22 protein-coding genes are annotated in these 20,830 nt (G+C 40.8%); all 22 read left to right on the top strand.

Annotation, left to right across the window (positions count from 1 at the left end; genetic code table 11):
* The first annotated feature begins 74 nt into the window (after window positions 1–74).
* Complete coding sequence (locus NSQ94_RS11865) at window positions 75–1,340, top strand: acetylornithine deacetylase (RefSeq protein ID WP_311067163.1); 1,266 nt, start codon at window positions 75–77, stop codon at window positions 1,338–1,340.
* A 26-nt stretch (window positions 1,341–1,366) separates the two neighbouring features.
* Window positions 1,367–2,050 (top strand): thiaminase II, encoded by a 684-nt coding sequence (tenA, locus tag NSQ94_RS11860; RefSeq protein WP_339230740.1) that lies wholly within the window; start codon window positions 1,367–1,369, stop codon window positions 2,048–2,050.
* 17 nt (window positions 2,051–2,067) lie between these two features.
* Complete coding sequence (tenA, locus tag NSQ94_RS11855; protein WP_339229209.1) at window positions 2,068–2,748, top strand: thiaminase II; 681 nt, start codon at window positions 2,068–2,070, stop codon at window positions 2,746–2,748.
* A gap of 15 nt (window positions 2,749–2,763) precedes the next feature.
* Window positions 2,764–3,339, top strand: coding sequence for an ECF transporter S component (locus NSQ94_RS11850; protein ID WP_063386853.1), 576 nt, complete (start codon window positions 2,764–2,766; stop codon window positions 3,337–3,339).
* Window positions 3,340–3,350: 11 nt separating this feature from the next.
* Entirely contained in the window at window positions 3,351–4,808 is a 1,458-nt protein-coding gene (locus NSQ94_RS11845; RefSeq protein ID WP_339199645.1) for an ATP-binding cassette domain-containing protein, read from the top strand.
* A gap of 11 nt (window positions 4,809–4,819) precedes the next feature.
* On the top strand, window positions 4,820–5,617 hold the full coding sequence (locus NSQ94_RS11840) for an energy-coupling factor transporter transmembrane component T (RefSeq protein WP_339229207.1): 798 nt from the start codon (window positions 4,820–4,822) through the stop codon (window positions 5,615–5,617).
* Window positions 5,618–5,952: 335 nt separating this feature from the next.
* The gene (gene urtA / locus NSQ94_RS11835) at window positions 5,953–7,200 is read left to right on the top strand and encodes an urea ABC transporter substrate-binding protein (protein ID WP_063386856.1); all 1,248 of its coding nucleotides are present in this window, start codon (window positions 5,953–5,955) and stop codon (window positions 7,198–7,200) included.
* Between the two features lie 24 nt (window positions 7,201–7,224).
* Window positions 7,225–8,127 carry an urea ABC transporter permease subunit UrtB gene (gene urtB / locus NSQ94_RS11830; RefSeq protein ID WP_063386857.1) on the top strand — a complete coding sequence of 301 codons (903 nt, stop codon included), beginning with the start codon at window positions 7,225–7,227 and terminating at the stop codon, window positions 8,125–8,127.
* 11 nt (window positions 8,128–8,138) lie between these two features.
* Entirely contained in the window at window positions 8,139–9,203 is a 1,065-nt protein-coding gene (gene urtC / locus NSQ94_RS11825; protein ID WP_339229205.1) for an urea ABC transporter permease subunit UrtC, read from the top strand.
* The gene (gene urtD, locus NSQ94_RS11820) at window positions 9,178–9,927 is read left to right on the top strand and encodes an urea ABC transporter ATP-binding protein UrtD (protein WP_327848519.1); all 750 of its coding nucleotides are present in this window, start codon (window positions 9,178–9,180) and stop codon (window positions 9,925–9,927) included. Before urtC ends, urtD begins: the two co-directional genes overlap by 26 nt.
* Complete coding sequence (gene urtE / locus NSQ94_RS11815) at window positions 9,921–10,622, top strand: urea ABC transporter ATP-binding subunit UrtE (protein ID WP_094245567.1); 702 nt, start codon at window positions 9,921–9,923, stop codon at window positions 10,620–10,622. The genes urtD and urtE overlap by 7 nt, the downstream gene beginning before the upstream one ends.
* A gap of 206 nt (window positions 10,623–10,828) precedes the next feature.
* Window positions 10,829–11,131 carry an urease subunit gamma gene (locus tag NSQ94_RS11810; protein WP_063386861.1) on the top strand — a complete coding sequence of 101 codons (303 nt, stop codon included), beginning with the start codon at window positions 10,829–10,831 and terminating at the stop codon, window positions 11,129–11,131.
* A gap of 13 nt (window positions 11,132–11,144) precedes the next feature.
* On the top strand, window positions 11,145–11,468 hold the full coding sequence (locus NSQ94_RS11805) for an urease subunit beta (RefSeq protein ID WP_311067167.1): 324 nt from the start codon (window positions 11,145–11,147) through the stop codon (window positions 11,466–11,468).
* Entirely contained in the window at window positions 11,465–13,174 is a 1,710-nt protein-coding gene (gene ureC, locus NSQ94_RS11800; protein WP_066248737.1) for an urease subunit alpha, read from the top strand. Before NSQ94_RS11805 ends, ureC begins: the two co-directional genes overlap by 4 nt.
* Window positions 13,175–13,185: 11 nt before the next feature.
* On the top strand, window positions 13,186–13,635 hold the full coding sequence (gene ureE, locus NSQ94_RS11795) for an urease accessory protein UreE (RefSeq protein WP_063386864.1): 450 nt from the start codon (window positions 13,186–13,188) through the stop codon (window positions 13,633–13,635).
* Window positions 13,628–14,311, top strand: a complete 684-nt coding sequence (locus tag NSQ94_RS11790; RefSeq protein ID WP_327848515.1) for an urease accessory protein UreF — start codon at window positions 13,628–13,630, stop codon at window positions 14,309–14,311. The genes ureE and NSQ94_RS11790 overlap by 8 nt, the downstream gene beginning before the upstream one ends.
* A 167-nt stretch (window positions 14,312–14,478) precedes the next feature.
* Entirely contained in the window at window positions 14,479–15,087 is a 609-nt protein-coding gene (gene ureG / locus NSQ94_RS11785; protein WP_339229202.1) for an urease accessory protein UreG, read from the top strand.
* A 2-nt stretch (window positions 15,088–15,089) separates the two neighbouring features.
* The gene (locus tag NSQ94_RS11780) at window positions 15,090–15,899 is read left to right on the top strand and encodes an urease accessory protein UreD (protein WP_339229200.1); all 810 of its coding nucleotides are present in this window, start codon (window positions 15,090–15,092) and stop codon (window positions 15,897–15,899) included.
* Window positions 15,900–15,925: 26 nt separating this feature from the next.
* Window positions 15,926–16,558 (top strand): urease accessory protein UreH, encoded by a 633-nt coding sequence (locus tag NSQ94_RS11775; protein WP_311067169.1) that lies wholly within the window; start codon window positions 15,926–15,928, stop codon window positions 16,556–16,558.
* A 215-nt stretch (window positions 16,559–16,773) separates the two neighbouring features.
* On the top strand, window positions 16,774–18,450 hold the full coding sequence (locus NSQ94_RS11770) for a sigma 54-interacting transcriptional regulator (protein WP_063386867.1): 1,677 nt from the start codon (window positions 16,774–16,776) through the stop codon (window positions 18,448–18,450).
* 283 nt (window positions 18,451–18,733) lie between these two features.
* Window positions 18,734–19,882 (top strand): acyl-CoA dehydrogenase family protein, encoded by a 1,149-nt coding sequence (locus NSQ94_RS11765; RefSeq protein WP_339229198.1) that lies wholly within the window; start codon window positions 18,734–18,736, stop codon window positions 19,880–19,882.
* Window positions 19,883–19,902: 20 nt separating this feature from the next.
* On the top strand, window positions 19,903–20,673 hold the full coding sequence (locus NSQ94_RS11760; protein ID WP_066248722.1) for a glucose 1-dehydrogenase: 771 nt from the start codon (window positions 19,903–19,905) through the stop codon (window positions 20,671–20,673).
* Window positions 20,674–20,830 lie beyond the last annotated feature (157 nt).

The raw sequence follows: 20,830 nt of genomic DNA, 5'->3' as shown, positions 1-20,830 counted from the left end.
AACGGGCTTTTTGCATTACATGGCTGGTTGGCAAACCATTTTTCAAAACAAAATGTTAAGAAAGGGGAGACAACGTGTTACAAACGCTATTTCAGCAAATTGATGAAAGGGAAGAAGAACTTCTGAATCTTCTAAAAACACTCGTATCGTTTGAAACGCCGAGCCCTCCGGCAAGAAATGCAAAAGAGGCTCAAAAGTATGTCGCCTCATATTTGGAAGACATCGGCTTTTCCATTGATCAATGGGATTTATATGAACAAGATCCAGTCGTAGTAGGAACGAAAAAAGGAAAAGATCCAGAAAATTACCACAGTTTAATTATTAACGGGCATATTGATGTCGCTTCAATCGAAGAGGGAGAAGAATGGCTAACGCCTCCTTTTGAGGCAACGGTTAAAGGGGATTACATATACGGACGCGGTGTAGCGGATATGAAAGGGGGAATGGCTGCCAGCCTGTTTGCATTAAAGCTGCTGCAAGAAAACGGCATTGAGCCGGGAGGGGATATCATTTTTCAGTCCGTCGTCGGAGAAGAAGTAGGCGAAGCAGGAACAAAATCGTGCTGCGACCGGGGATATCGAGCTGATTTTGCCATCGTTGTCGATTCAAGCAACTGTGAAATACAAGGGCAAGGCGGGGTGATCACGGGCTGGATTACGATTGAAAGCCCCGAGACATTTCACGATGGCACGAGAAGACAAATGATTCATGCCGGCGGGAAGCTTTTTGGGGCAAGCGCGATTGAAAAAATGATGAAAATTATTGAGGGACTGCGAGAGCTTGAACAGCATTGGGCAGTGATGAAAACGAGCAAAGGCTTTCCGCCTGGTTCTGCCACAATTAATCCTGCCGTGATTGAAGGTGGAAGGCACGCTGCTTTTGTGGCCGATAAATGTTCCCTTTGGATTACCGTTCACTATTACCCGGAAGAGCATTATGTAGAGGTGATCCGGGAAATTGAAGAACATATCCATCATGTCGCAATGGCTGATCCATGGCTTCGGAAATATCCTCCGAAATTCAAATGGGGCGGCACATCGATGATTGAAGATCGAGGAGAAATTTTCCCAGCTTTTTCATATGACGAACATTCACTCGGAGTGAAAACATTACAAAAAGCACATAAACTGGCATTTAATGAGGAAGCAAAGCTGACGATGTCCCCTACTGTGACAGACGGCGGCTGGCTGAGTGAAGCGGGAATTCCCGTCGTTTTATATGGACCGGGCACGCTTGAAGATGCACACTCCGTGAATGAAAAGCTGTCCATCCCCCAATTAAAAACATTTACAAAATCGCTGATCGCGTTTTTATTTGATTGGTATCAGAAAAAACGATGACAATTACAAAAGCTGCGAAAGGGGTAATTCAAATGTTTACAGACCGATTGTACAAAACTGCAAAACCGATTTGGGAAGCGAGTTACCATCATCCGTTTGTACAAGGAATCGGCAATGGGACGCTGGATATCGACAAATTTCGCTTTTTTATGGAGCAGGATTATCTTTATTTAATCGATTACTGCCGCCTGTTTGCCCTTGGAAGCTTAAAAGCTCACAATCTTCAAACAATGACAGTTTTTGCTGATCTTCTACATTCGACGTTAAAAGTGGAAATGGATTTGCATCGTCAATACGCTGAAAGAATAGGAATAGAGAGGGAAAAATTAGAACAAGTTCAGCCTGCTGCCACAACCGTTGCATATACGAGCTATATGTTAAATGTGTCGCAGCGAGGATCATTGGCAGAACTGGTTGCCGCAGTCCTTCCATGTACATGGAGCTATTATGAAATCGGCACACGCTTACATGAGATTCCTGGTGCCAGTGAACATGAGTTTTACGGCGAGTGGGTAAAAATGTACGCATCAACAGAATTCGGTGAATTGGCAAAATGGCTGAAAGATTTAATGAATGAGCTTGCAGAAGGAAAACGGGAAGAAGAATTGAAATGGCTGGAAGATATTTTTGTCACAACGAGCAAATACGAATATATGTTTTGGGAAATGTCTGAACGAAAAGAAATGTGGCCAATCGAAATCAATTCTTAATATAGGAGAGAATGAACATGAAATTTACTGAAAAAATTCGAACAAAAGCAGATCCGATATGGCAGGCCAGCTTCGATCATCCATTTGTAAAAGGTATTGCCGATGGGAGTTTGCCACTTGAATGTTTTCGTTATTACGTTTTACAAGATTCGTATTATTTAAGCCATTTTGCAAAAGTGCAATCGTATGGAGCGGCAAAAGCAAACGATTTATATACGACATCGCGAATGGCTCAGCATGCACAAGGAACATTTGAAGCGGAATTATCTCTTCATGAAACATTTGCCAAACAGCTGGGAATCACAGAGGAGGAGAAGGCGAATTTTAAGCCGGCCCCAACGGCGTACGCCTATACTTCCCATTTATATCGAGCGGCGATCAACGGTCACTTAGGCGATATTATTGCTGCAATACTTCCGTGCTATTGGCTATATTACGAAATTGGCGAAAAATTAAAAGATGCGAAGCCGGAAGAACCGATTTATCAACAATGGATTGCGGCTTATGGGGGCGATTGGTTTAAGCAGCTTGTCGAAGAACAAATTGACAGGCTGGATGAAATCGCACAACAAACGATAGAAGCCGATCTAAAAAGAATGGAAGAGCATTTTATCATCAGCAGTCAATATGAATTAGCGTTTTGGGAAATGGCTTATCGTTTAGAAAAATGGGAAGTGGAACCAAAAATCAGTCAATAAAGGAGTTTGATCATAATGAAAGGATTAAAACTGACAGACATTCTAGTAACAATTGTTATTTCGATCGTTTTTGGAATTGTTTATAAACTATGGGGACCGCTTTACTATGCGGTCAAGCCGATCGGGCTGCATGTCGACCAGCTCATATACGGTATGTGGTTTATTGCTGCGACGGTCGCCTTTCTTATTATTCGCAAGCCCGGAGTAGCGCTGATAGCGGAAACAGCAGCGGCATCTGCAGAATTTATAACCGGCTCTGAATTCGGCATAGAGGTTCTTCTTTACGGAATCGTCCAAGGACTATTTGCAGAGATCATTTTTGCGATATTTCGATATAAAAAGTTTAATATCGGTGTTGTCATGCTGGCTGCAGCCGCTTCAGCAGCTGGTTCGCTAATTATGGATCTTTATAAAGGCTATATAGATGACTTAGTATTTTGGAACTTGCTATTATTCATTGGAGCTCGATTGATTGGCTCAATCATCATTGCTGGCGCGTTTGCCTATTATCTAGTGAAATCTTTGGAAGCAACAGGAGTGACTAATTTAGTAAGACCTGCGTCGCATGAAGATTATGACGCACTGAACTAGAGGTGGCAAACATGGATCTAGTATGCGAAGTGAAAAATTTACGATTAAAATATCCTGGAGAGGAATCCTTGCTTTTTAAGGATGTATCCTCTTCTTTCTATAAGGGAGAAAAAGTCTTGCTTCTTGGTCCTTCCGGCTGTGGGAAATCGACGTTTTTGCAAGTGCTAAGCGGTTTAATTCCAAAATCTATTGAAGTGCCGATGAAAGCAGAAAAAATCTTGACCCCGTCATCTTGGGGATATGTGTTTCAAGATCCTGACACGCAATTTTGCATGCCGTATGTAGATGAAGAAATGGCTTTTGTTTTGGAAAATTTGCAAGTGAAAAGAGAACAAATGCATGAAAAAATGCGAGTTTACCTGGAAATGGTCGGCCTTCATTTTGATGATCTTCATATCAGCATTCAATCATTGTCAGGCGGGATGAAGCAACGGCTGGCGATCGCCACTGTTTTAGCATTGCATCCAGACGTGTTATTTTTGGACGAGCCGACTGCAATGCTGGATCCGGAAGGGACAAAAGCGGTATGGGACACGATGAAACAAGCAGCTCAAGATAAAACAGTTATCATCGTTGAACATAAAATTGATCATGTTCTTGACTTTGTCGACCGCATACTTTTATTTAATCAAAAAGGACAAATCGTCGCAGACGGTCCGAAAGAACAAATTTTTTCTCGGTATCGGAAAGAAATTCGCGAAGACGGCATTTGGTATCCCGGTGTATGGGAGGATTATCTTCGTGATAAGCAGGGGTATTACAAAAAAACCCCTTTAAAAGAACAGGTCGTGATTGAGCTCGAGCAATTTAAAGGATATCGAAAGAAGGAAGTCAAAATCGATGTACCGTATGGAAAGGTTCATGCAGGTGAATGGATTGCGATAGTGGGGAAAAACGGCGCCGGAAAGAGCACTTTGTTACATTCATTGATGCAGTTTATACAAACGACCGGCACTTATTTGCTGTTAGAAAAAGAAGCAAAGAAAATAAAAAAGCTTTCCAACATGCTGTCGTTCGTTTTTCAAAATCCGGAATTTCAATTTGTCACCAATTCAGTTTACGATGAAATTGCTTATTCGTTGAGGATTGAACGGATGAAAGAAGAAGAAATTCGAACAAAAGTAGAAGAAATGCTCGAATTATTTCATTTACAGAAGCACCGCCATCAACACCCTTATCAGCTTTCAATGGGACAAAAAAGAAGATTGAGTGTTGCCGCTTCAATCATTAAAAAACAGCCGATCATGCTTTTAGATGAACCGACTTTTGGGCAAGACTCATCCAATACATTTCAGCTCTTGGAGCTTTTAGAACATTATCGCAAACAAGGGTCTACCATTTTGATGGTGACACATGATGAACAAATAGCAAAGCATATGGCGACAAGAGTTTGGCGGATCGAAGGCGGGAAGCTCGTAGAGGATGAAATTCATTCTTGTGAGGATGAGCAGATGTATGTTCAGATATAGGGGGATCTACAATGGATTTTGACATAAAAGAAACATGGCTGCATAAAATCAACCCGAGCTTAAAGCTATTGTTTCTGATCGTTTTATTTATTAGTGTTCTGTTTATTCACAACATTAATTTTTTAATCAACTACACAGTTTCCGCCTTTCTTTTATTTGCTTTTTTTACCGGTCATCCGATGAAGCGCATACTTTTATTGCTGATTCCATTCGTGCTTATTTTTGTGTCGACTGCTACCTCCATGATCTTTTTTGGAAAAGGTGAGACAACATGGTGGAAATGGGGGCTGATCCATATTACAGAAGAAAGCTTTTATCGCGGTCTTCATTTAGGATTTCGTGCCCTTATCTTCGCTCTGCTTGGGTTAATGTTTTCGTTAACGACAAGACCGGTTTTTTTATTTTATTCGTTAATGCAGCAATTAAAGTTGAAACCTAAATATGCTTACAGCTTTATGGCAGGCATTCGTTTAATCCCTATTATGATCGAAGAGTTTCAAACAATACGGCAAGCGATGATTGTAAGAGGTGTCGAGCAAAGAAAAGGCTTAACGAATTTTTTTCATAAATTGAAAGCATACTCGATTCCGCTGCTATCGCAAAGCATTCGCAGAGCGCACAGAATTGCTGTAGCGATGGAGGCGAAAAGATTTTCGAATGACACAAAAAGAACGTTTTACTACGAAATCGGGTTTTCCAAATACGATCTTTGCTTTGTCCTTTATTTTATAATCGCTATTTTGTTAAGCTACTATGCAGCTAAGATGCTTCCGTTTTTCCCGGTTACAGATGTAAGGTATATTGAATAAATGGCAGCCAGCTGCAAAATGCTTTTTCATAATCGCTGCATGGTAGATTTAAATGATTGAATAGTCCCGAAAGCATCCAAGTAAAGTGATTGTCCCAACTTACGAAACGATGAACAGTGTCAAACAATTTTTTCTGAAAAGGAACAAGAAGTAAACCATTTTGAAGCAAAAAGTGAATGAGTTTGTTTGATTAAAAAGAGCCTCTAGGGGAAACACCTAGAGGTATTTTTTTGAAAAATCATGTTAACATTTTTTCCGTATTTGTTGTATGAAGGAAAGAGAATCGGTATTTTTGTTATATAAAATTACATAAAGTGTTAAAAAGGGGGACAATAATGAAAAAAATTTTTTTATTTCTAACGATTTTCTCTGTAATTTTCGCAAGTGGATGTGCCATGTCTTCTGCTTTAGAGGAAAAGGAATCAAGCGATGGACAGAATAGCGAACAAAATGAAACGGATGTTGTGAAAGTCGGTATTCTCCATTCATTAAGCGGCACGATGGCGATCAGTGAAGTTTCTTTAAAGGACGCAGAATTAATGGCGATTGAAGAAATTAACAACTCAGGCGGGCTTTTAGGGAAGAAAATTGAACCGGTTATTGAAGACGGCGCATCTGACTGGCCGACTTTTGCTGAGAAAGCAAAGAAATTACTGCAACAGGATAAGGTAGCGACGATTTTTGGCGGCTGGACTTCCGCAAGCAGAAAGGCCATGCTGCCGGTAGTCGAACAAAATAAAGGCTTGCTTTGGTACCCCGTTCAATATGAAGGAATGGAATCTTCTCCGAACATTTTTTATACGGGGGCGACCACCAATCAACAAATTGTGCCTGCTGTCAGCTGGCTGTTAAACAATAAAGGGAAGAAGTTTTTTTTAATTGGCTCGGATTATGTGTTTCCGCGCACGGCAAACAGTATTATTAAAGCACAATTAAAAGCTGAAGGCGGAGAGGTAGTTGTCGAAGAATATACACCTTTAGGACATACTGATTACAGCACGGTCATCAATAAAATGAAAAAAGTGAAACCTGACGTAGTCTTTAATACATTAAATGGAGACAGCAATGTCGCCTTTTTCAAACAATTGAAGGATGCCGGAATCACATCGAAGGATGTTACTGTGATGTCGGTCAGCATTGCTGAAGAAGAAATTCGAGGAATCGGCGGTGAAGTATTAGCTGGCCACTTAGCGGTATGGAATTATTTCCAGACAACGGATACACCAGAAAACAAAGCGTTTGTTGAAAAATATAAAGAAGCTTATGGTGAAGAGCGTGTAACGGATGATCCGATTGAGGCGGCTTACATAGCTGTTCATTTATGGGCAGAAGCAGTAAAAAAAGCGGGATCTTTTGAGGTTGAAAAGGTCAAGGAAGCTGCGAAGGGAATCGAGTACAAAGCTCCGGGCGGCACGGTAAAAATAGAAGGTGAGAATCAGCATCTGTGGAAAACAGTAAGAATCGGCGAAATTCAACCGGACGGCCAATTTAAAGAAATTTGGAATTCTGGTGAGCCGGTGAAGCCGGATCCGTATTTAAAAAGCTATTCTTGGGCGGAAAAATTATCTAAAAATAATGAATAATCTAAATTGATAGGAGTGAACAGCTTGTCAATTTTCATCAGTCAACTGTTTAACGGGTTGAGCCTTGGGTCGATCATGTTATTGATCGCCCTTGGCTTAGCTATAACGTTTGGCTTAATGAATGTCATCAACATGGCCCACGGTGAATTAATTATGGTCGGTGCGTATGCAACCTATGTAATGCAGCTCATTTTTTCTAAATATTTGCCGGAAAGCTTGTTTAATTATTACTACTTTATTGCTATACCGATTTCATTTCTCGTTGCTTCGTTTATCGGTTATCTGCTTGAAAAAGGAATCATTCGTTTTCTATATAATCGACCAACAGACAGTCTTTTGGCCACTTGGGGAATTAGTTTGATTTTGCAGCAGATTGCCAGATCCATATTTGGCGCTCCGAATGTTGCGGTTGTTGCACCTGCTTGGATGGATGGAGGCTGGCAAATATTTGGCATTACATTGCCTTATAAAAGGTTGTTGATTTTATCTCTGTCAATCGTTTGTATCGCTTTGCTTTATTATTATTTAAACAAAACGTCTACCGGTTTGAGAATAAGAGCGGTCACGATGAATAGAAATATGGCCTCTTGTTTAGGAATTTTTACAAGAAAAATAGATTCTCTAGGCTTTGCTCTCGGAGCTGGATTAGCCGGAATCGCTGGCTGTAGCTTAACTTTATTAGGACCGATCGGCCCTACAATTGGAACGTACTATATTGTCGATGCGTTTATGGTTGTCATTTTAGGAGGAATTGGCGGATTGAAAGGGACGATTATCGGCGCATTTGGCATTGGAATGCTTAGCACTGTTGTTGAATATTCCTTCGGCGCCACGATGGCAAAAGTCATTGTATTTGCAGTGATCATTTTATTTTTGCAGTGGAAACCGTTAGGTATTTTCTCTTATCGCACAAGGGCATTGGATTAGGAGGACGGATTATGCGCAGAAAACAAATGATTTATCTGTTATTTTTCCTGATTTTACTTCTGGCCCCGTTTTATTTAACCGAATTCCGCTTAGCGTTGCTCGGAAAATTTCTTTGCTATGCGATCATTGCAGTAGGAATCTGTCTTATTTGGGGGTACACCGGGATATTAAGCTTAGGTCACGGCGTGTATTTTGGGATTGGAGCTTATTGCATGGCGATGTATTTAAAATTGGAGGCTTCAAAAGGAGCGTTGCCGGATTTTATGGAATGGAACGGAGTGCAGGAGCTTCCGTGGTTTTGGAAGCCCTTCTTTAATCCTTTCTTTTCCATAATGGCAGCAATTTTCGTACCAGCTATGCTGGCAGCGGTTTTGGGCATGCTTACGTTTAAAAACCGGATCAAAGGCGTCTATTTTTCTCTTTTGTCACAGGCAGTCGTTGTTGTCGTCGTCACACTTTTAATTGCCAAACAGGATTTGACAGGCGGTACAAACGGATTAACCAATTTTAGCACCGTTTTTGGGTTTTCTTTATCCTCACCAATGGTACAAATTGTTTTATATGCTATTACCGTTTTCGCTTTGTTTGCCATTTTTATGTTATCTGTTTGGATTACCAAAAGCAGACTTGGCCATGTATTAATTGCCATTCGGGACGGCGAAAACCGCCTTAGGTTTTTAGGATTTGATCCGGCTGTTTTTAAAGTGTTTATTTACAGTTTATCGGCTTCGTTTGCCGGAATAGCTGGCGCGTTGTTTGTTTTGCAGGTCGGTCTCATTTCTCCTTCGATGATGGATATTATCCCTTCAATTGAAATGGTTTTATGGGTAGCCATCGGCGGCCGTCATTCGTTATTCGGCGCCATAATCGGAGCAATTTTAACAAACGGAGCCAAAAGCTTTTTCAGTGAAACATATCCGGATGTTTGGCTTTTCTGCTTAGGCATTCTATTCATTTTGATCGTTGTTTTTTTCCCGAAAGGAATTGCCGGGTTGTTCGAAGCTTTTCCAAAGCGTATTGCGAAATTTTTTGAAAAAGGTGTGAAAAAAGGTGAATCCGATTCTGTCGTGTCATGATATTATTGTTGATTTTGACGGCTTTAAAGCGCTTCAAGGTGTCAATTTAGATGTTCATCACGGAGAAATTCGTTTTTTAATTGGTCCGAATGGTGCGGGCAAAACGACTCTTCTTGATGTCATCTGCGGCAAAACAAAAGCAGCAGATGGAAAAGTGATGTTTCAAGGAGTAGATTTGACAAAGCGGAGAGAGCACGAAATCGTTCGGCATGGAATCGCTAGAAAATTTCAAAATCCGTCCGTTTTTACTGAATTAACCGTATTTGAAAACATGGAGTTATCGATCAAACAAAATAGAAATCTTTTTTCCGTTATGAAGGCGAAATTAACCACGGATGAAAAAGACGAAATTACGGCAATGCTTGAGAGAACCGATCTTTTAGATCGAGCTTATGACCCAGCAGGCTTGCTGTCCCACGGCCAGAAACAATGGCTTGAAATCGGCATGCAGCTGCTGCAAAAACCGGAAGTTTTACTTCTTGATGAACCGATTGCCGGCATGACTGGGGCGGAAAGGGAGAAAACCGGCTTGTTTATTCAAGAAATAGCTGAGAAATGCGCAGTGCTGATTGTTGAACATGATATGGATTTTGTTCGGAATTTTGCTGAACAGGTAACAGTTATGCATGAAGGGAAAATTTTGTGTGAAGGTTCCATGGAGGAAGTGCAGCAAAATGAGCTTGTTGCAGAGGTTTATTTAGGAAGGGAGGCAAAGGTGTGCTAAAAATATCTAGTTTGAAAGCAGGATATGATGAAACGATGGTGTTGAATAATGTTCATCTTGAAGTTGAAAAAGGAAAGGTCGTTTCCATTCTGGGAAGAAACGGGGCGGGAAAAACAACATTGATCAAAACGATTGTTGGATTGTTAAAGCCGATGGACGGGACTATTTATTGGAATGATCAGGAAATTACACATGAGCTTCCGGAAAGGAGGGCAAAAAAAGGAATCGGATATGTTCCCCAAGGCAGGGAGATTTTCTCTTCGCTGACTGTGGAAGAAAATCTCATTTTAGGCTTTGAAGCTGTTTCGAAAAAGATAGAAAAAACGCTTGTTTTAGAGGAAATTTTCGAGCTTTTTCCTGTTTTAAAGGAAATGTTGAAGAGAAAAGGAGGAGATTTAAGCGGCGGGCAGCAGCAGCAATTGGCCATTGCGAGGGCTCTTGCCGGGCAGCCCGAGCTATTATTGCTGGACGAACCGATGGAAGGGATTCAACCATCTATAGTAGAGCAAATACAGGAGGTCATTGTAAAAATTGCGTCCAAAAAAGGAATTGGCGTCGTTTTAGTTGAGCACAGCATAGATTCAGCATTTGCCTGTTCTGATGAATACTATATTTTGGACAAAAGAACTGTTGTATCAAAGGGTGTAGTAAAAAACACAAATATTGAAGACATTCAACAATATTTAGTAGTTTAATTTAAAACTTCCTCCTCCCCCTAGAAAAATTTTTTTAAATTTTCCATGTTAAAAAATATAACATAACACTTGGTGTTTCACATAGTGTGAATTATATTTGTAATAAAAAATAACATAAAAACACCTTTTATCTTCAACCCATTGAGGGAAATGGAATGTAAGAAAATCGTGTTATTTTTGATTGTCTGTTAGAAAGGAAGGGTGTTATGAAGCTGACAGCCCGAGAGCAGGAAAAATTGATGGTCGTTGTTGCTGCAGATTTAGCGCGCAGAAGGCAGAGAAAAGGCTTGAAGCTGAACTATGCGGAAGCAGTGGCCATCATCACATATGAGATTATGGAGGGCGCAAGGGAAGGACGGACGGTTTCGGAGTTGATGCAATATGGCACAAAAATTTTAACTAGAGATGATGTGATGGAAGGCGTTCCGGAAATGATCGAAAATATCCAGGTGGAGGCAACATTTCCAGACGGAACGAAGCTTGTAACCGTCCATGATCCGATCCGGTAAAAGAGGTGAAAAAATGATTCCAGGGGAATATCGATTAAAATCAGCTCCGATTGTTTGCAATAAAGGGAAAGAGGCGATCAGGCTCAATGTTGTCAATAGAGGGGACCGTCCAGTACAAGTCGGTTCGCATTTTCATTTTTTTGAAGTAAACAGGGCGCTCGAATTTGACCGGCAGCTGGCGTTCGGCAGGCATTTAAACATTCCGTCCGGAACGGCGGTAAGGTTTGAGCCGGGCGATGCGAAAATCGTAGAGCTCGTTGAATTTTCGGGAAAAAAAGAAGTGTACGGTTTAAATAATTTGACGAACGGACCGTTGACAAAGGAGGCGGACAAATGAGTTTTCAAATGCCGCGCAAACAATATGCCGATATGTTCGGCCCGACAACTGGAGACAGCATTAGATTGGCTGATACGGAACTCTTCATTCAAATCGAAAAAGATTTTACCGTATACGGAGATGAAGTAAAATTCGGCGGTGGGAAAGTGATTCGCGACGGAATGGGACAGCATCCATTTGCCGAAAGGAAAGACGTGATGGATCTTGTTCTCACAAACGCCATTATTATTGATTATACAGGTATTTATAAAGCGGATATCGGCATAAAGGATGGGAAAATTGCCGCGATCGGAAAGGCGGGAAATCCATTATTAATGGATGGCGTCACAATGGTAATCGGAGCTTCAACCGAAATCGTTGCGGCAGAAGGAATGATTGTTACGGCAGGCGGAATCGATACCCATATTCATTTTATATGCCCTCAGCAAATTGAAACAGCTTTGACATCTGGAATTACAACAATGATAGGAGGAGGAACGGGGCCTGCAACAGGGACAAATGCAACGACTTGTACACCGGGTGAATGGAATATTTATAGAATGCTGGAGTCAGTTGAACATTTTCCTATGAATTTCGGCTTTTTAGGGAAAGGAAATTCATCCGGAAAAAAAGCGTTAGAGGAGCAAATCAAAGCAGGTGCAGTTGGTTTAAAACTGCATGAGGACTGGGGTTCAACACCGGCGGCGATCGATCAGTGTTTATCCGTAGCTGACGAGTATGATGTGCAAGTTGCCATCCATACAGATACGTTAAATGAAGCCGGTTTTGTAGAAGACACCATTGCAGCGATTAAAGACCGGGTCATTCATACATACCATACGGAAGGCGCAGGCGGGGGACACGCTCCGGATATTATGAAAATGGCCAGCCTGCCAAACGTTTTGCCTTCTTCGACAAATCCGACAAGACCGTTTACAGTCAACACGCTCGAGGAACATTTAGATATGCTGATGGTTTGCCATCATTTGGATCCGGCTATTCCTGAAGATATCGCCTTCGCAGATTCCCGCATTCGCAAAGAAACGATTGCGGCGGAAGATATTCTTCATGACCTTGGCGTATTCAGCATGATCAGTTCCGACTCGCAAGCGATGGGAAGGGTCGGCGAAGTGATTACGCGGACATGGCAAACCGCAGATAAAATGAAAAAGCAGCGGGGCTCCTTAAAGGGAGACGGCCAAGATCATGACAATTTCAGAGTGAAAAGATATGTGGCAAAATATACGATCAATCCTGCGATTGCCCACGGAATATCTGAATATGTCGGCTCTGTAGAAGTCGGCAAATTGGCGGATTTAGTTGTTTGGAATCCGGCCTTTTTTGGGGTGAAGCCGGAAATGATCATCAAGGGCGGAATGATTGCCTATAGTTTGATGGGAGACCCAAATGCATCCATTCCAACTCCGCAGCCTGTTTATTACCGTCCGATGTTCGGATCATTTGGCAAAGCTGTCTCACAAACATCGATCACATTTTTGTCAAAAGCAGCAATAAAAGCCGGCATTCCCGAAAAGTTAAAGTTGCAAAAAATCGTGAAACCCGTCAAAGGAGTTCGTACATTGACGAAAAAGGACATGGTTTTTAATGGTGAAACTCCTTCTATCGAAGTCGATCCACAAACGTATGAGGTAAAGGTGGACGGTGAATTGATCAATTGTGAGCCGGTTGAAGTTGTTCCGATGGCGCAAAGATATTTTCTGTTTTGAGGTGAAGACGGATGATTATTAAAGAAACACTTGGAAATATTTATGCAAAAGCAGTAAAGGAAAAACATGTGGAGCGCGTCTATTTAAGAAGCGATGATCTGCTCAAAAGAATTCAACGAGTGAAAACAGACCACGGGAACGAAATAGGGATTCGTTTAAAGGAAGAAAAGAAGCTGGCAGATGGTGACATTTTATATGAAGATGAAAACAATATGATCATTATTTCTGTCCTGCCTGAAGATGTCCTTGTCATTTGTCCGGCTACGCTGAAAGAGATGGGAGAAATTGCACATCAAATCGGCAACAGACATTTGCCGGCTCAGTTTGAAGGAAATGAAATGATCGTGCAATACGATCATCTTGTAGAACAACTTGCAAACGAGCTGAACATTCCATGCAAACGGGAGAAACGAAAAATAAAACAACCTTTTCGATATGTCGGACATCATCACCATGATTGATTGGCTGCCTTTATTGCAGATATGCGATTCAAACTTTCCTTCCGGAGCCTTCTCCCACTCGTTCGGATTCGAAACATATATTGTTGAGCAGAAAATAAAAGATGCAAGTACATTTAAAAGTTTTTTAAAAACGTACATTGACAAGCAGCTCGTCTATACGGACGGACTGGCTTGCCGGCTTGCATATCAATTTGAAAAAGAAGGGAAACAAGAGGAGCTTTGGAAGCTGGATGAGATTCTTTACGCCAGCTCAATGGCTAAAGAAACGAAAGAAGGGAACCGAAGAATTGGCGAGCAAATGCTGAAGCTTTGTTTAAATATTTACCCTCATCCAACACTGCAACAATATGCTCAAAAAATAAAAGCGAAGAAGCTTTACGGACATGCGGCTCTCGTTTTTGCCATTGTCGGGATAAAAATAGGAGCGGATGAAAAAACAACGCTTGTAACGTATTTGTATTCCACTATTCAAACGCTTGTACAAAACGGAGTCCGCGGCATTCCGATCGGTCAAAAAGAAGGGCAGCTGCTATTAAAAGATTTGCAGGAGGATGTGAGGAGAGCTGTTTTAAAAATTGGCAAACTATCGATCGACGATTTAGGTGCGCAATTACCTGGCCTTGAAATTGCACAAATGAGGCATGAGCAATTGCATGTAAGACTTTTTATGTCTTAACAGACTGTTTTCAGAGTTTCATTATTTTTACAAACTCTCTGCATGCTTGGCTGAAGCGAAAAGGCTGGAAAGCGTAAGAAGCGATCTGCTTCTTTTCAAAAAAAACTGCAAAGCTTGATCAAAAGATAAGGGGGGAAAGATTTGGGGCTAATCCCGAATCAGTCAAAATGGAACCTATACGAATCGGAATTGGAGGGCCAGTAGGAGCCGGCAAAACGCTGCTAGTGGAAAAATTGACTCGCTATTTGTCAAAGGAATTCAGTGTTGCTGTTGTCACTAATGATATTTATACAAAAGAGGATGCCTTATTTTTAATAAAAAACAGCGTTCTTCCGGAGGATCGGATTATCGGCGTCGAAACAGGCGGCTGTCCCCATACGGCCATTCGTGAGGATGCATCGATGAATTTTGCGGCAATTGATGAGTTAAAAGAAAGACACGAGGATTTAGATATGATTTTTGTTGAAAGCGGCGGAGATAACTTAGCGGCAACCTTCAGCCCGGAATTAGTCGATTTCTCCATTTATATCATTGATGTTGCCCAAGGGGAAAAAATCCCAAGAAAAGGGGGACAAGGGATGATTAAGTCTGATTTGTTTATCATCAATAAAATCGACCTCGCTCCTTATGTCGGTGCAAGTCTTGAAATCATGGAACAAGATACGAAAATGATGCGGGGGGAGCGACCGTTCTTTTTTACTAATTTAAAGGAAGAAATTGGTTTAGAAAATGTGATCAATTGGATTAAACGAAATGCGCTGCTGGCAGGGTTGTAGAAATGGAAGGAATTTTGCAGATTCGCGCGGAGCAAAAAGGGGAGCGGACCGTAATTACGGATCACTTTTTTCAAGGAGCTTTGAAAATGACAAAGCCGGTCTATACGGAATCGTCGATACCGATCGTTTATGTGATTCATGTCGGCGGCGGATGTGTAGACGGGGATGAATACGCACAAGAAATTTCCTTAGGTGAAAAGGCAAGGCTTGCGGTGACGTCACAATCTTCAACGAAAATTTATAAAACACCGAAAAAACCTGTCAAGCAGAAATTCTTGTTTACATTGCAAAAAGACAGCGTGCTGGAATGTTTGTCAGATCCGTTGATCGTTTATGAACAGGCCCGCTTTGAGCAGGAAACCATCGTCCATATGGAAAAGGGTGCAGCCTTTTTGTACAAAGAAATTATTACGCCGGGCTGGTCTGAAACCGGGCAGCCGTTCTGTTTCGATGCAATTCGGCTAAAATTAAAAGTTTATAAGGAAAATCGATTGATTTTGTTCGATCATTTTTATCAACAAGGGGATCGGGGAATTGATCAATTATTGAATATGGAAGGCTATACACATTACGGTTCGTTCCTCGTTATTTCTGATAAAGTGGATGATAAATTAATGGAAAAGGTTTCATGCCATTTGCAGGGAGGACCGTTTGATGGACGGATCGGCATTTCAAGATTTTTGCCATCTGCCTTTATGATTAGAATTTTAGGAAACCATACCGATCACATTGAGGGGCTGTTTTTGGAAGTTCACCGATTGGCAAGAGCTTATCTATTAAAAGAACCTCCAATCCTATTACGAAAATATTAAAGAGATAAATAGAAGAGGTGAAAAATGTGTCAGTCAATTTTTTATCCGTGCTTTTTTTCGGATTGATTCTCGGGATGAAACATGCAACTGAACCGGATCATGTGATTGCTGTGTCCACAATTGCCAGCAGGACAAAAACTTTAAAGAAATCCAGTTTAACAGGAGTATATTGGGGAATTGGACACACCGCTACCCTTTTGTTGATCGGGATGATCGTGATCGGATTAAAAACAGCTATTCCGGAGAAGGTTTCATTGACATTGGAATTATTCGTCGGGATTATGTTAGTGATTTTAGGAATTTTAAGTCTTCGCGATGGCAGGCACAAACTGGCGCGAAACGATGAAACGGAATATACAAATATTAAATCATTGATCATCGGTTTTATTCACGGTTTGGCAGGAAGCGCGACAATGGTGCTGTTAACGATGACAACTGTTGAAAGCTATTTTCAAGCGTTTTTATACATCTGCATTTTCGGAGTCGGGACGATCGTCGGCATGTTTTGTTTTACAACCATTCTCGGCCTGCCGTTTATTCTCGGAAGCAAAGTGAAAAAATATGTTCCGTTCATTTGCTCGCTTGCCGGAGCAATTAGTATATTATACGGCACCTTTTATATTTATGAAATCGGCTTTAAAGACGGATTGTTTATATAAATCGATTAATTGCTTAAAACCTCGTTTGGATCACTCCATCCAAATGGGGTTTTTTCATGTGTATTGGGATTATTTACTAAATCATTAAAGTATTGTATTCTTTTAATAATCATCCACATTTTTTGTAGAAACTGGTTCGTAAATCAAATATATGTAAAGAGGCGAAAAATCGCCAACCTAAAAAATCCGCAAAACTGTGAGATAGAGGTGGTTAGATGAGCTCAGCCGTTCAATTTCAAATCCCCTTTCCCTATTTTGTCATGTCCCCCAACGAAGAAATCCTCTTTGGCAACGAAGTATTCAATGAATACGTCCGTACTTCTACTAAACATAAAAAAATACACGACATATTTCATATATGGGAAGAATTCAAACATGGAAAAGTTGTGCGAACGGAGGTGGAAGGGAAAAGCTGCATGTTTCTGAAAACGAAAATAGAAGAATCTCAACATTTCTTTTATATAGGGACTTTTTCCTTAGATTTAATTTCATTGCTTGATGAGTTAAAAGAGACCCATCGCCTTAACCGTGAATTAGACGCCATTATCGAAAACTCTTACGACGGCATTTATATTACGGATAAAGAAGGTGTTACGATTAAAACGAATTCGGCAATCGAACGAATTACTGGAATTCCAAAAGAATACTATATTGGGAAAAAGGTAGATTATCTCCAAAAGAGAGGGATTTTAAAAGACTCTGTAACCCATAAAGTTTTGAAAACAAAAAGAACGGTGTCAGTTGTCCAACTAAACTATTCAGGAAGAGAAACATTGTTAACAGGCAATCCGATTTTTAACGAAAACGGCGAAATTGAGGGAGTTGTCACAAATATTCGCGACTTGTCCGAATTAAATGAGCTCCAGAAAGCCTTAAAAAAAGCAAATGAATTAAATGAGACATATAAAAAAGAGATTGACCGATTAAAAAGAAACAAGGAAGATGAGCATGATGTCGTTGTCAATAGCCAGCAGATGAAATTCATTTACGACACTGCCAATCGAATTATCAATGTAGATGCAACCGTATTGATTTTAGGCGAAACGGGCGTTGGGAAGGATGTGTTGGCTCGGCATATTTATGACAATAGCGAAAGAAGGTTTAAAGGGGAATTTGTTAAGGTCAATTGCGGAGCCATTCCCCCTGAATTATTGGAATCTGAGCTTTTTGGATATGAAGGCGGCGCTTTTACCGGAGCGAATGCAAAGGGAAAACAAGGTTTGTTTGAGGCGGCTGACAAGGGCGTGCTGTTTTTAGACGAAGTGGGAGAATTGCCATTAAACTTGCAAGTCAAATTATTGCGCGTGATTCAAGAAAGAGAAGTACAAAGGTTGGGTGGTACGAAAACAAAAAAGGTAGACGTGAGAATTATTGCAGCAACAAATCGTGATTTGAAAGAAATGGTCAAAAAAGGGGAGTTTCGAGAAGATTTATTTTATCGTTTAAATGTCGTGCCGATTCACATCCCTCCTCTAAGAGAAAGAAAAGAGGACATTTTGCCATTAGTAGAAGTGTTTTTGCGAAATGTAAACAAAAAATATCGCAAGCAAAAGAAAATAGACCCTGAATTAAAAGACTTTTTTTACCATTACCATTGGCCGGGAAACATTCGCGAGCTGTCCAATTTGATTGAAAGAATTGTGCTCGTAAATCGGGATCAATTGTTAAAGGTTCATCATTTGCCGCCGGAATATCAAAATGAAAATACGTTCCATTCGAATATTCCATCTTTAAAGGAAGCGATGGAGCAAGCTGAAAAGAATATTTTAAGAATGGCTTGTAAAAAATATAAAACGACGTATGAAATAGCGGAAGCACTGCAAACGAGTCAGCCGACAGTGGTTCGAAAGCTGAGAAAATACAACTTAAATATAAATGGTCATGAAAACTAGCATGCAAAGATCATTTATACTCCTCTTAAACAATGCTGATAAAAATAAATTTACTTCAATCTTTTTCGAGAAAGGATTGGAGTTTTTTGTGAATCAAAACTGATTTGATCGATTCATATTTGAATCAAATATTTTTCCGAGAAATAAAGACTTTTCTACAAAGTGATTTATTTATGAATTATTTTCCCCCGCTGCATTTCGGAAAAAAGCAATAAAACGATCATGTGCCATTGGCACGCTTATTGCTTATAAAAAAATGAAAACTTGTTGAGGAGGAAGCTGCATGCTTGAAACAACGATACAGGAAATCGACCAGATGAAGCAAATGGTGAAGCAGTTTGTGGACAATGAAGTGGAACCATATGCTCAACAAATAGAAGAAGAGGATCAAATTCCCCAACATATCATCGATCAAGCGAAAGAACTGGGCCTGTTCGGAATCAGTATTCCTGAGGAGTACGGCGGGATCGGTTTAAATACGCTTGGTAAAGCGATCGTTCTTGAGCAGCTTGGTCGTACGCATAACGGCTTTGTCAGCATGATAAGTGCACATACAGGAATCGGTAGCACAGGATTAGTGAAGCTCGGTTCTGATGACTTAAAAAGAAAATATTTACCAGCAATGGCGGCCGGAGAAAAAATAGCCTGTTTTGCCTTGTCCGAGCCTGGGGCTGGTTCGGATGCTACAAATATTTCAACAAGGGCGGAAAAGAAGGGAGATTACTGGGTTTTAAACGGAATCAAACATTTTATAACAAATGCCCCAATAGCTGATATTTTTACCATTTTTGCGGTAACGGATAAGGAGAAAGGAGCGAAAGGAGGGATTACAGCCTTTGTCGTTGAAAGGGATTTTCCCGGATTAATCATAGGGAAAAAAGATAAAAAAATGGGATTAAGAGGATCTCATACAGCACAAGTCATTTTGGAAAATTGCATAGTTCCAGAAGAAAACGTTATTGGCGAGGTTGGCAAAGGATATATATCAGCCTTAAAAATTTTGGCAGAAGGACGGATTGGGCTGGCGGCCAGGTCGGTCGGCTCGTGTGATAAGCTTATTGAGCTGTCAGCTGCCTATGCAAAAGAAAGAATCCAGTTTGGGAAGCCGATTGCTCATTTTCAAGCGGTTCAATGGATGCTTGCGGATATGGCGACAGAAACAGAAGCGGCTCGAACGTTAACGTTAAAGGCCGCACAGATGGTGGACGAAGGGAAAAACGTGATGAAAGAAGCAGCAATGGCCAAACTATTTGCTTCTGAAGTCTTTAACCGTGTTGCAGATCGCGCTGTCCAAATTCATGGCGGGATGGGGTATGTATCGGAATATCCAGTTGAACGGTACTACCGGGATGCCAGAATTACAAAAATATATGAAGGAACCAATGAGATTCAAAGAATCATTATCGCAAGAAAAATTCTCGAAGAAGTTTAAGGAAAGGCAGTGAATGGCTTGTGCTAAATAAACTTTTTCATATTCGCGATCAAGTGGCCGTCGTTACCGGCGGCGGGACCGGGCTGGGAAAACATATGGCAGAGGCTTTAGCAGCATCAGGCTGTCATGTGGCGATTTGTTCCCGAAAGGTTGAAAATTGCAGGCAAACAGCTGAAAACATTCAAAAACAATACAATATTCACGCGAAAGGGTATCAATGCTTCGTTCAAAATGAAGAAAGCGTCCGGCAATTTATAACCGAGGTGATCAATGATTTTGGCAAAATCGATATTTTAATCAACAATAGCGGCACAACTTGGGGAGCCGATGTTGAAGACATGCCGCTTGAGGCTTGGCAAAAAGTGATCGATGTGAATATAACAGGTACTTTCCTCATGTCGAAAGAAGCAGGCAAGCATATGATTAAACAACAATATGGAAAAATTATCAATATTGGTTCTGTTGCCGGATTAAAAGCTGAATCTCCTGAAATTTTAAATGCGACAGGTTACAGCGTAAGCAAAGCAGCCATTCATCATTTTACAAAAGAGCTAGCCCGTAAGTGGGCAAAGCACAACATTCATGTTAATGCGATTGCTCCGGGATTTTTCCATACAAAAATGACAGATTATACCCTTCGCCAAAAAGGAGACGAAATAAAAAAACGTAACCCGTTAGGAAAAATCGGTGATACGGATTCATTAAAGGCTTTGGTGCTCTTTTTTGCAAGCCCTGCCAGCAATTATGTGACAGGCCAAATTGTCGCAATTGATGGAGGCAGTTCTCTGTAAGAACGGGGAACTGTTAGATGCTTTGGTTGAATCGGATTCAGGTGGGAAGCTTTTGGCAATTTTGTTTCGAGATAAGAGGAAAAGAAGTGCCTTCTAACGAATTAATTTTATGAAAATTCAGAAAAAATAACGGCATAGATGTGAACAGTTATGAACG

The sequence above is a fragment of the Aeribacillus sp. FSL K6-2833 genome, from assembly GCF_037965815.1.
Classification (GTDB): domain Bacteria; phylum Bacillota; class Bacilli; order Bacillales; family Aeribacillaceae; genus Aeribacillus; species Aeribacillus composti.
This window is presented reverse-complemented; position numbering and strand designations above follow the sequence as displayed.

Bases quoted from the DNA above. Each gene is read 5' to 3' on its own strand.
- tenA (WP_339229209.1), top strand. From the start codon at position 2,068: ATGAAATTTACTGAAAAAATTCGAACAAAAGCAGATCCGATATGGCAG.
- NSQ94_RS11850 (WP_063386853.1), top strand. From the start codon at position 2,764: ATGAAAGGATTAAAACTGACAGACATTCTAGTAACAATTGTTATTTCG.
- NSQ94_RS11845 (WP_339199645.1), top strand. From the start codon at position 3,351: ATGGATCTAGTATGCGAAGTGAAAAATTTACGATTAAAATATCCTGGA.
- NSQ94_RS11840 (WP_339229207.1), top strand. From the start codon at position 4,820: ATGGATTTTGACATAAAAGAAACATGGCTGCATAAAATCAACCCGAGC.
- urtA (WP_063386856.1), top strand. From the start codon at position 5,953: ATGAAAAAAATTTTTTTATTTCTAACGATTTTCTCTGTAATTTTCGCA.
- urtC (WP_339229205.1), top strand. From the start codon at position 8,139: ATGCGCAGAAAACAAATGATTTATCTGTTATTTTTCCTGATTTTACTT.
- NSQ94_RS11810 (WP_063386861.1), top strand. From the start codon at position 10,829: ATGAAGCTGACAGCCCGAGAGCAGGAAAAATTGATGGTCGTTGTTGCT.
- NSQ94_RS11805 (WP_311067167.1), top strand. From the start codon at position 11,145: ATGATTCCAGGGGAATATCGATTAAAATCAGCTCCGATTGTTTGCAAT.
- ureC (WP_066248737.1), top strand. From the start codon at position 11,465: ATGAGTTTTCAAATGCCGCGCAAACAATATGCCGATATGTTCGGCCCG.
- ureE (WP_063386864.1), top strand. From the start codon at position 13,186: ATGATTATTAAAGAAACACTTGGAAATATTTATGCAAAAGCAGTAAAG.
- NSQ94_RS11790 (WP_327848515.1), top strand. From the start codon at position 13,628: ATGATTGATTGGCTGCCTTTATTGCAGATATGCGATTCAAACTTTCCT.
- ureG (WP_339229202.1), top strand. From the start codon at position 14,479: ATGGAACCTATACGAATCGGAATTGGAGGGCCAGTAGGAGCCGGCAAA.
- NSQ94_RS11780 (WP_339229200.1), top strand. From the start codon at position 15,090: ATGGAAGGAATTTTGCAGATTCGCGCGGAGCAAAAAGGGGAGCGGACC.
- NSQ94_RS11770 (WP_063386867.1), top strand. From the start codon at position 16,774: ATGAGCTCAGCCGTTCAATTTCAAATCCCCTTTCCCTATTTTGTCATG.
- NSQ94_RS11765 (WP_339229198.1), top strand. From the start codon at position 18,734: ATGCTTGAAACAACGATACAGGAAATCGACCAGATGAAGCAAATGGTG.